General features: G+C 67.5%; 7 protein-coding genes. 4 read left to right on the top strand and 3 right to left on the bottom strand.

Translation table 11 applies throughout. The annotated features are described in order from the left end of the window. The first annotated feature begins 287 nt into the window (after positions 1-287). Entirely contained in the window at positions 288-1,289 is a 1,002-nt protein-coding gene (gene cydB / locus JWP28_RS06025) for a cytochrome d ubiquinol oxidase subunit II (protein WP_299541083.1), read from the top strand. A gap of 269 nt (positions 1,290-1,558) precedes the next feature. Beyond that, positions 1,559-1,966: a hypothetical protein gene (locus JWP28_RS06020; RefSeq protein WP_299541081.1), complete on the top strand. Its 408-nt coding sequence runs from the start codon at positions 1,559-1,561 to the stop codon at positions 1,964-1,966. A gap of 157 nt (positions 1,967-2,123) precedes the next feature. Here JWP28_RS06020 and JWP28_RS06015 read toward each other — a convergent pair whose 3' ends face one another. Further along, positions 2,124-3,188, bottom strand: coding sequence for an alpha/beta hydrolase (locus tag JWP28_RS06015; protein WP_299541079.1), 1,065 nt, complete (start codon positions 3,186-3,188; stop codon positions 2,124-2,126). A gap of 416 nt (positions 3,189-3,604) precedes the next feature. Between JWP28_RS06015 and JWP28_RS06010 the strand changes: the two genes are divergently transcribed. Both JWP28_RS06010 and JWP28_RS06005 read left to right on the top strand, forming a co-directional pair. After that, positions 3,605-4,909, top strand: a complete 1,305-nt coding sequence (locus JWP28_RS06010) for an epoxide hydrolase family protein (protein WP_299541077.1) — start codon at positions 3,605-3,607, stop codon at positions 4,907-4,909. Positions 4,910-5,190: 281 nt separating this feature from the next. After that, positions 5,191-5,823, top strand: coding sequence for a DUF1275 family protein (locus JWP28_RS06005; RefSeq protein ID WP_299541074.1), 633 nt, complete (start codon positions 5,191-5,193; stop codon positions 5,821-5,823). A 139-nt stretch (positions 5,824-5,962) separates the two neighbouring features. On the opposite strand, the gene JWP28_RS06000 is transcribed toward JWP28_RS06005, so the two are convergent. Beyond that, on the bottom strand, positions 5,963-7,414 hold the full coding sequence (locus tag JWP28_RS06000) for an efflux transporter outer membrane subunit (RefSeq protein WP_299541073.1): 1,452 nt from the start codon (positions 7,412-7,414) through the stop codon (positions 5,963-5,965). Position 7,415: 1 nt separating this feature from the next. After that, on the bottom strand, positions 7,416-9,767 hold a 2,352-nt coding region (locus JWP28_RS05995; protein ID WP_299541071.1), incomplete at its 5' end, for an efflux RND transporter permease subunit.

Below are 9,767 nucleotides of genomic sequence, written 5' to 3'. Positions count from 1 at the left end.
CGGTGGCGGCGGCCACATGGGCGGCGGCGGTGGCGGCGGCCATGGTGGCGGCGGGGGCGGCGGGCATGGCGGCGGCGGGGGCGGCGGTCACCGCTAGCCCATAGGCGCCTTGCGAAAATGACGTCGGCCACGCGATCGCCGCGGTGATTTCGGCGCGCGTGGCCGACGCCCCCTTGTCGGAGCGAGATCATGAAAACGGTCGCCCAGCCGTTCTACTGCATGGTGCGCCGGGGCCCGTTGCCCCCGTCCATTAAGCCGCGCGCGACGAACCCTCGCCGGCCCTCGGCATGCTGACGCTCGCAAACTTCTGGGCGGCCGTCCTGGCCCTTGCGCTGCTGATGTATGTTCTGCTCGACGGGTTCAACCTGGGCGTCGGCATCCTGTTCGGCTTCACCCGCAGCGAGGACGCGCGCCGCAACATGGTGGCGACGATCTCGCCGATCTGGGACGGCAACGAAACGTGGCTGGTGGTCTCGGGCTCGGTGCTGTTCGCCGCCTTCCCGATCGCCTACGCAGCGCTGTTGTCGACCTTCTACCTGCCGCTTTGCCTCATGCTGGCGGCGCTGATCCTGCGCGGGGTGGCGTTTGAGTTCCGCCACGAGGCCGGGCCAACCATGCGCCGTGTCTGGGATCTCGGGTTCGGGGGCGGCTCGCTCATCGCCGCCTTCGTCCAGGGCGCCACGGTGGGCGCACTGGTGGCCGGCCTGCCGATCGGACCGGACGGGCGATTCATCGGACACGGCGCGTTCGACTGGCTGTCGCCGTTCGCCCTCCTCTGCGGCGTCGGCCTGTGCCTCGGCGACGCGCTGCTCGGTGCGGCCTGGCTGGTGCTCAAGAGCCAGGGCGAGGCGCGCGATCGAGGATATCGCCTGATGCCCTGGCTGCTTCTTGGCGTGCTGTGGTTCCTGACCTGCGCGTTTGCGGTCTCATTCGGAATGCACCTGGGGGTCATGCACCGCTGGACCGAGCGGCCCTGGCTGATCGCCTTTCCGGCCATCGGGCTGCTCGCCGTGGCGGCCTTGCTGCTCGGCGTCCGCCGACGGCGCGACGCCTGGCCCTTTGCCGCAACCTCAGTGATCTTCGGCGCAGCGTTCGCCACGCTCGCCGCGTCGTTCCTGCCCTATTTGGCGCCGTTCTCGATCACCATCGCGCAGGCCGCAGCGCCCAGCAGCAGCCTGTCATTCATATTCTGGGGCGCGGGTCTGTTCGTCCTCCCCGTGATGCTGCTCTACACCGTCGCGGTCTATATCGTCTTCAAGGGCAAGACGCCGCCCGCCGACTCCTACTGACAGCTCGCACCAAAGGCGCAGGGCCCCCGGCCTTCAGCGCGGCGGCGCCGGCCTGCCGGCTCATCGCGCTCAGACCTTCTCATCAGAACTCAGACGCGGGCCAAGGACCTCGGTCCCGGCGGGCCCGCATACTTCACGCCTCAGTACAGCAGCAGCTCCGCGTGACACCTCGGTGCTGCGAGTTGGCCTGAGTAGTCGCGACGGATGCGGCCGACTTCCAACGCCCCCGGTCTCATCCACGCATCCCCAATTTCAGGAGGCCCCAAGTCATGAAGATGCTTACTTCCTTCGCCGTCATCTCGGCGACCGCCGTGGCGCTGGCGGCTTGCCAGACACCGGCGGAACGGATCGGCTCCAAGGAAGACACCCTCGCCGCTGCCGGTTTCACGGTGCTTCCGGCAAACACGCCCCAACGAAAGACTGAACTGGCGCAGCTTCCGCCGAACAAGTTCGTGCCGAAGACCACCGGCGACACGACGCAGTACGTCTACGCCGACCCGGTCGTCTGCGGCTGTCTCTACATCGGCGATCAGAAGGCCTACGGCGCCTACAGGCAGGACGTCCTGGCCAAGAATATCGCCGACGAGCAGCAGATGGCCGCAATGACCTACCAGGACAACTGGGACTGGGGTGGTTGGGATTGGGGGCCCTGGGGCGGCGGCTGGTGGCGGCGGTAGCGGCCTGATCGGCGTCGCACCGCAGAGGCGATGCGGCGGACGTGCCGCCGAGACCTGGGCCGCGCCATCGCGGGGCCGGCGACGGTGGCCGGTTCGGAGTCCTCGCAAACGATCAAATATCGCGAGCGAGGACTCATCCCGCCTCGATCCCGGACTGTCACACCCGACTGACATCGACGATCGCCTGGGCGAAGGCCTGCGGCGCTTCCTGCGGTAGATTGTGTCCCACGCCGCCGCCGACGACGCGGTGCGCGTATTTGCCCACGAACTTCTTGGCGTAGGCGCTGACGTCCAGATGCGGCGCGCCGTTGGCGTCGCCTTCAAGGGTGATGGTGGGCGCCGATATGGCCGGCACCGCGGCAAGCCTCTGTTCCAGTGCGTCGTATTTCGCCTCGCCTTGCGCCAGCCCCTGCCGCCAGCGGTAGTTGTGGATGACGATGGCGACGTGGTCGGGGTTCTCGAGCGCGGCTGCGGAGCGGTCGAAGGTGGCGTCGTCAAATCGCCACTTCGGCGAGGCGAGCCGCCAGATCAGCTTCGCGAAGTCGCGCCGGTACTTGTCGTATCCCGCCTGACCGCGCTCGGTCGCGAAATAGAATTGGTACCACCATTGGAACTCGGCCTCTGGCGGCAGAGGTATCTTGCCGGCCGCCTGGCCGCCGATCAGATAGCCGCTGACCGAGACCAGGGCCTTGCAGCGTTCCGGCCAAAGCGCCGCGATGATGTCGGCCGTGCGCGCGCCCCAATCGCAGCCCGCAAGGATGGCGGTCTCGATCCGGAGCGCATCCATCAGGGCGACGATATCGACCGCGAGCGCCGCCGGCTGGCCATTGCGGAAGGTGTCGCCGGAGCGGAACTCGGTCGGCCCGTAGCCGCGCAGGTAGGGCGTGACGACCCGGTAGCCGCGGGCCGCCAGCAGGGGCGCAACCTCGACATAGCTGTGGATGTCGTAGGGCCAGCCGTGCAGCAGGATGACCGGCGGGCCGTCGGCGGGACCCGCCTCGGCGTATCCCACCTTCAAGAGGCCGGCCTCGATGCTCCTCAGGGGCCCGAACGACGCGCGGTTCGCCTGGGCGGGCCTGGGAGGGCTCGCCCGATCGACTCCGGCCGCGGCGGGGGCGCCGAGCCCGAGTTCGGCCGCCGCGGCGGTGATCACCGAAGCGCCCAGCAGCCGACGGCGGGATCGGTCGGGCATGTCGGCGGGCGGGATGGGAGCCGAGGGCATGGCAAGTCCTCCGGGGTGCGCGAAGCCTACAGCGCCTGATCTTCCGGCGGGGCCTCGGCGAGACGTTCACGCCAGCCTACGCCGCTCGGCGGCGGTCCCGAGGCGATACACGGAAACGTGCGAAACTGTGGCCTTCCGACCTTTGAACAAGCGCGCATGCTCGCCAATGAGGACGGTGCGCACGGCGGTGGGCGATCGAGCACGCGACGCTCGCTTGCGTGAGGCCGGCGGTCGGGAACGGCGCGTTCAACCCGCCGCCTGCTGAAGCGAAGCTGCCTAGGGCCGAGCGCCTGCAGTGAGCATGTCGGTGAGCGCGCGCTCTGATGTCGATCACGCAGGCCGCTCAGCGTTGGGTCGGGCGTTGAGCGGCGCCCGAGAGCGGATGGCGATCATTCACCGCAACAGGAGAATCATCCATGTCCGCAGCACAGCCGACACCCACGCGGCGCAGCTTGCTTGCCATCTCGGCCGCCGGAGGCGCGCTTGGCCCCGCCCTGTTCGCCGATCCCGGCCACGCCGAGGCCGTTGTGGCCGGTGGAGGCTCCTCCGCCATCCGCCCCTTCCGCGTCAACGTCCCGCAAGCCGATCTCGTCGACCTGCGCCGACGCATCGCCGCGACCCGCTGGCCGGAACGGGAGACGGTGAACGATCCCTCGCAGGGCGTGCAACTCGCGACGACGCGCAAACTCGCGGACTATTGGGCGAACGGCTACGACTGGCGCAAGGTCGAGGCCAAGCTGAACGCCCTTCCGCAGTTCGTCACCGAGATCGATGGGCTGGACATCCACTTCATCCACGTCCGCTCGAAGCACGAGAAGGCGCTGCCGGTCATCATCACGCACGGGTGGCCCGGCTCGATCATCGAGCAGCTGAAGGTCATCGATCCGCTGACCAATCCGACGGCGCATGGCGGGACCGCGGCGGACGCCTTCCACGTGGTGATCCCGTCGCTGCCGGGCCACGGGTTCTCCGGCAAGCCGACCACGACCGGCTGGGACCCCATCCGCATCGCGCGCGCCTGGGCGGTGCTGATGCCGCGCCTCGGCTACACGCGCTACGTGGCGCAGGGCGGCGACTGGGGCAACGCCGTCACCGAGCAGATGGCCCTGCAGACGCCTCCAGGACTGGTCGGCATCCACACCAACATGCCGGCGACCGTGCCGCCCGACATCGACAGCGCGGCCCTGGCGGGCTCCCCACCGCCGGCCGGCCTCTCCGCCGACGAGAAGCGCGCGTACGACCAGCTCAGCTTCTTCTATGCGCACGGTCTAGGCTACGCCCAGGAGATGTCGCATCGTCCGCAGACGCTGTACGCGATCGAGGATTCCCCGGTCGGCCTCGCCGCCTGGATGATCGACCACGACGAGCAAAGTTACGAGCTCATCGCTCGGGTCTTCGCCGGCCAGCCCGAGGGGCTCACGCGCGACGACGTCCTCGACAACATCACGCTCTACTGGCTGACGAACACGGCGGTCTCGTCGGCGCGCCTGTACTGGGAAAGCAAGCTCGCCTTCTTCGCCCCCAAGGGCGTCCAGCTCCCGACTGCCGTCAGCGTCTTTCCCGACGAGCTCTATGCGGCCCCGCGGAGCTGGGCGGAGAAGGCCTATCCCAAGCTCATCCACTACAACCGGCTCGACAAAGGCGGCCACTTCGCCGCCTGGGAACAGCCGCAGTTCTTCACCACCGAGATCCGCGCGGCGTTCCAACCCCTGCGCGCCTGAGGCTTGGCCGGCGCGGCGGCGGCTGGCCGCCGCGCCGTTCACGAAGCGCCCTTGCCAAGATTAGCTACGCCCAGTGGCGCTCGGTGAAGGTCCGCCGGGGCTAAGAGTGGAGACAAGTTGGCGTTAGACTGACAGCACCACCGATGGCCTGGGCGAGCGGTCAAGCCAGGCGAAGCCCTGAGAGGGGAAGCGGCATGGCGGCCCCGACAGCAAAGCCTGGGACAGCGCAGCCTTGGCCTACATCCGATGAGAGGTCGCGGCTGGAGGCGCGGCTTCCGACCTTGCTGAGCGTCATTGCGGGCATGGTCGATCTGACGTGCTTCCTGAGCCTCGGCAATGTCTTCACCGCCCACATCACCGGCAACCTCGTGGTGATCGCGGCCCTGGCTGTGCGCGGCGGCCCGGTCAATCTGGCTCAGGTCCTGGTCATCCCGGTCTTCGTCCTGGCCGTGGCCGGCGCCTGGTTGCTGTCCAGAGCATCGGGCCAGCGCGGCCCTGGCCTGGTGCGGCTGCTGCTTCTGGTTCAGCTCGTCCTGCTGACATCGGTTCTGATCTTCAGCGTCATCACCCGACCGTCCGCCAATCCGCACGGCCTGACGGCCGGCCTCGCCGCGGTGGGGGCCGTCTGCGCCATAGCGTGCCAGTACGTTCTCTTTCACGTGGCCCTGCCGGGCGGACCCTCGACGGGCGTGATGACCAACAACCTGACGAACGCCACGTTGTTTCTACTGGAAAGGTTCTCCCGGCCCTCGCCGTCGACCGCAGGCGCCGCCGCCGCGCCAGGCAACGCCCTTCCCCTCGTCATTGGCTTCTTCGGAGGCTGCGTCGTGGCGGCCGCGGCGGTGTCGCTGGTGGGCGACTGGGCCTGGTCATTGCCGGCCTCGTTGGCCGCCTTGGCCCTCGTGTTGCGCTAGTGTCCCGATTCCGCGCGCTTCCTACTCCTCCGCGGGCTGGAACACATGGTCGGCCTTGAGGTCCTGCTCGTCTGAATGGCGGTTCGGGCGCTGGCCGCCCAGCCTCGGGCGCCCTTCACCTTATTCGACCGGTCCGAACTCAGGGACCTGCCTGGGGCGGCGGGGTGTTCAGACCGCCGCCCAGGGCCGTGTACAGCGTCACCAGGTTGGTGGCCTTGGCAAGTTGGCTGGCGACGAGGGTCTGGCGCGCCGAGTACAGGGAGCGCTGGGCGATCAGGACGTTCAGATAGGTGTCGCTGCCCTGCTCAAAACGCAGCGTCGACAGACGAAGACTGTTGGCCCAGGCAGCGGTCAGGGCGCGCTGGGCGGCGAGTTGCTCATCGATGGTGCCACGCAGGGCCAGCGCGTCGGCCACCTCGCGAAATGCGGTCTGGATGGCCTTTTCGTAGTTGGCGACGCTGATGTCGCGCTGGGCCTTGGCGAATTGCAGATTGCCCCGGGTTGCGCCGGCGTCGAAGAGCGTCTGGCTGACAGCCGGCGAGAAGCTCCAGACGTGGGACGAGCCCTTGAACAGCGTCGACAGCGCCAGGCTGGTGACGCCGCCCGCGCCGGTAAGCGAAATGCTCGGAAAAAACAGCGCCCGGGCCGCGCCGATGTTGGCGTTTGCGGCGCGAAGCTGATCCTCGGCCTGCAGCACGTCGGGTCGTTCGAGGAGTACGCCGGAGCTGACCGCCGCCGGCAACCGCTCCAGCACCACAATGGGGTCGCCGATGCCGACCGGCAGCAACGCCTCGCCGACCGGCGCGCCCACCAGCAGCTCCAGGGCGTTCCTGTCCTGGGCGACCTGGGTGGTCAGGCGCGCCACGTCGAATCTGGCCTGATCGACGATGGTTTGCGCCTGGCTGACATCGAGCTCGGTATCGATCCCGTTCTCGAAGAGATAGGTCGTCACCTTCAGGGTCTCGGTTCCGTTCTTCAGGGTGTCCTCGGCGATCTGGAGTAGCGCTCGGTCGGAACCCAGGATGAGATAGTCAGCGGCGACCTCGGAGACCAAGGTGATCTGGGCGGCGTCGCGGGCCTGGCGCGTGGCGAAATATTGATCCTGCGCCGCGCGGGTCAGGTTGCGCACTCGATCGAAGAGATCGAGCTGATAGGCGCTGAAGCCGCCGGTGAGGGTGTAAAGCCGTTCGTTGAAGAACCCGGTGGAGCCGGGGAAAAGGCCGCCGGCGAGGACGGCGATCGGCTCCTGCGCGTAGGTGGCCGACGCGTCGCCGGTGATCGTCGGAAACAGGGCGGAACGCTGGATGCGGTGCTGCGCCCGGGCGGCGGCGATGTTGCCCACGGCCACGCGCAAGTCGCGATTGTTGGCCAGAGCCTCCTCAATCACCGCCTTCAGCTTGGGATCGGAAAAGAAGTCGCCCCAGCCGACCACCGGCTGGGGCGCCGCTGGCGGAGCCGGATAGGCCGGTCCGGTCGGGAACTGCGCCGGTGTCGGCGTAGCGGGGCGATGATAGGCAGGCGCGAGATCGATGCAGCCGCTCAACAAAGTCGCGCCGAGGACGAGCGTGAGCCGTGAGAGGGACGGGCGCATCTCATCCCGCCTCCGCCGTCGCGGCCTCGGCGGGCGGTTGATCCTGCCGGAAGACGCGCTTCACAACGGTGAAGAAGACCGGCACGAAGAAGATCGCCAGCACCGTCGCCGAGAGCATGCCGCCGATGACGCCGCGGCCGATGGCGTTCTGGCCGCCGGAACCCGCGCCATGGGACACGGCCAGCGGCAGCACGCCGAAGATGAAGGCGAAGGACGTCATCAGGATCGGCCGCAACCGCAGCTTGGCGGCGGCCAGCGCGGCGTCGGTGGCGTTCAGGCCCATCTTCATCCGCATCTCGGCGAATTCGACAATCAAGATGGCGTTCTTGGCTGAAACGCCGATCGTGGTGATCAGACCGACCTGAAAGAAAATATCGTTTTGGAGGCCGGTGAGGTGGGCTGACAGCAGCGCGCCGATCACGCCCAGCGGCACAACCAGGAGCACCGCGATCGGAACGGACCAGCTCTCGTAAAGCGCGGCGAGACAGAGAAAAACGATCAGCAGCGAAAGCGCGTAGAGCGATCCCGCCTGTCCGCTGGAAGCCTGTTCCTCGTAGGAAAGGCCAGTCCATTCATAGCCGATGCCCGGCGGAAGTTTTTTTGCCAGGGCCTCCATCCGAGCCATGGCCGTACCCGTGCTCTCGCCGGGCGTGGGCGAGCCCTGGATCTCCATGGCGGGCAGGCCGTTGAAGCGCTCCAGCCGCGTGGGACCATAGACCCATTGGCTGGTGGCGAAGGAGGAGACCGGGGCCATGGTCCCGGACGTTCCGCGCACGTAGAGGTTTTTCAGATCTTCCGGCTTGGTGCGATAGGGCGCGTCGGCCTGGACGAAGATCTTCTTGGTCCGGCCGCGATCGACGAACTGATCCACGAAAGCGCTGCCGAGCGCGGTGCTGACGGTGGTGTTGACGTCGGCCTGGGAAAGGCCGAACGAGCCGGCCGCCGCCTGGTCGATATTGAGCTTGAGCTGAGGCACGTCGTCGAGGCCGTTGGGGCGCACCTGCGCCAATCCCTTGTCCTTGTTCGCCATGGCCAGGAGCTGGTTGCGCGCGGCCACCAGCTTGGCGTGGCCGACGTTGCCAACGTCCTTCAGTTCGAAATCGAAACCGGTGGCGTTGCCCAGTTCGAACGCCGCCGGCGGCGCGAAGGCGATGACCTGGCCCGTGGTGATCTTGGGGGCCAACTGCGTGAACACCCGCTGGACCACGCCCTGAACGCTGTTGGCCTTGCCGGGCCTCTGCGACCAATCCTTCAGCGTCGCGAACCCGAGGCCGGTATTCTGGGCTATGCCGACAAAGCCGAAGCCGGCGGCGGTGAACAGCCCGGCGACGTTCCGCTTCTCGTCGACCAGATAGTGTTTGCGGACCTTGGACATCACGTCTTCGGTCTGTTCGGCGGTCGCGCCGGTCGGCAGCGTCACCTGGGTGAACAGGAAGCCTTGATCTTCGTCGGGCAGGAAACCGCCGGGCAGGGTGGAGAACAGCAGGGCCATGGCGCCGCCGATCAGGCCGTAGGCGACGAAGGTCCGCAGCCAACGGCGGTTGGCTGTCTCGACGCCCTTGCCATAACGGGCGACGCCGCGCTCGAAGTTGCGGTTGAACCATCCCGCAAAGCCCCTTTCAGGGCCGTCTGTCCTCGCCGGTTTGAGGATCGTGGCGCAGAGCGCCGGCGTGAGGATCAGCGCCACCATGACCGACAGCGCCATGGACGAGACGATGGTGATGGAAAACTGCCGGTAGATGACGCCCGCCGATCCGCCAAAGAACGCCATGGGCAGGAACACGGCCGACAGGACCAGGCCGATCCCGATCAGGGCGCCGGTGATCTCGTCCATCGACTTGCGCGCCGCTTCCTTCGGCGAAAGCCCCTCGGTATGGATCAGGCGCTCGACATTCTCGACCACCACGATGGCGTCATCCACCAGCAGGCCGATGGCGAGCACCATGCCGAACATGGTGAGGGTGTTGATCGAGAAACCCGCGGCCGAGAGAACGGCGAAACTGCCCAGCAGCACCACCGGCACGGCGATGGTCGGGATGATCGTGGCCCGCCAGTTGTGCAGGAACACAAGCATCACCAGGAAGACGAGCGCCACCGCTTCAAAGAGCGTGATCACCACATCCTTGATCGACAGGCTGATGAAGGGCGAGGTGTCGATCGGATAGACCACCTTGATATCGGGCGGAAACCCCGTCGACAGCTCGACCATCCTGGCCTTCACCGCCTTGATGGTGGCCAGCGCGTTGGCGCCGGGGGCGAGCTTTATGGCAATGCCCGTGGCCGGGTGGCCGTTGTAGCGGGAGATGAAGGATTCGGTCTCCGCCCCCATCGCGACGCGGGCGACATCGACAAG

The organism is Phenylobacterium sp., from assembly GCF_028290885.1.
Taxonomy (GTDB): domain Bacteria; phylum Pseudomonadota; class Alphaproteobacteria; order Caulobacterales; family Caulobacteraceae; genus Phenylobacterium.
This window is presented reverse-complemented; position numbering and strand designations above follow the sequence as displayed.